Genomic DNA, 568 nt, shown 5'->3' with positions numbered 1-568 from the left:
CATCCGGCGCGTATTCGATCAGATGCGAATTCGAGACGGTTTGCTGTGCGATCCACAGCGTCACGGGTGATCGCGGGCTGACCAGCAGCGACTCAGGGCTGGTGCGGTCGATGATGCCACCGCTGCCTGACGCGGTAGGCAAGTCCCGTGCCACTCGTTCGGTTGGTTGACCTGCAGTGATGTTGGCACTCTCGCATCTGATGCGACATTCTCCCGTCCAACGCGAGACGGAATGGGAGTGATCGGCGGTGGAGATCGTGCCGCGGACACCGGGTGCGGCCCGGTTGCACCTGGCCGACGGGATCCCGCTGCTGCGCCCCGAGGAGCAGATGTTCACCGCGATGCTCGACGGCTGGCGCAACCAGCAGCTGGCCCGCAACCTCGCGCTGGCCACGATCGCCGCCCGGGAACGGGCCGCCCGGGCGTTCGCCGTGCACGCGGACGCGTTCCCCTGGCTGTGGACCGCCGCGCTGCTGGATGAGTGACTCGGTGACCTGCGCGCGGTCCGCGGGCTGCGCCGCTCCACACTGCGCGGCTACCAGGAGTCCATCCGGTTGTTCTGCCTCTA

At 67.8% G+C, this 568-nt stretch carries 1 protein-coding gene; it reads left to right on the top strand.

Annotated elements, in window-relative coordinates; translation table 11 throughout:
- Nucleotides 1–248 precede the first annotated feature (248 nt).
- Nucleotides 249–485 carry a hypothetical protein gene (locus KME75_RS42310; protein ID WP_219420720.1) on the top strand — a complete coding sequence of 79 codons (237 nt, stop codon included), beginning with the start codon at nucleotides 249–251 and terminating at the stop codon, nucleotides 483–485.
- The last annotated feature ends 83 nt before the right edge of the window (nucleotides 486–568 follow it).

The sequence above is a fragment of the Pseudonocardia nigra genome (genome assembly GCF_019396355.1).
GTDB classification, from domain to species: Bacteria; Actinomycetota; Actinomycetes; order Mycobacteriales; family Pseudonocardiaceae; genus Pseudonocardia; species Pseudonocardia nigra.
The sequence above is the reverse complement of the archived record's forward strand: the minus strand, read 5'-3'. Positions and strand labels throughout refer to the sequence as shown.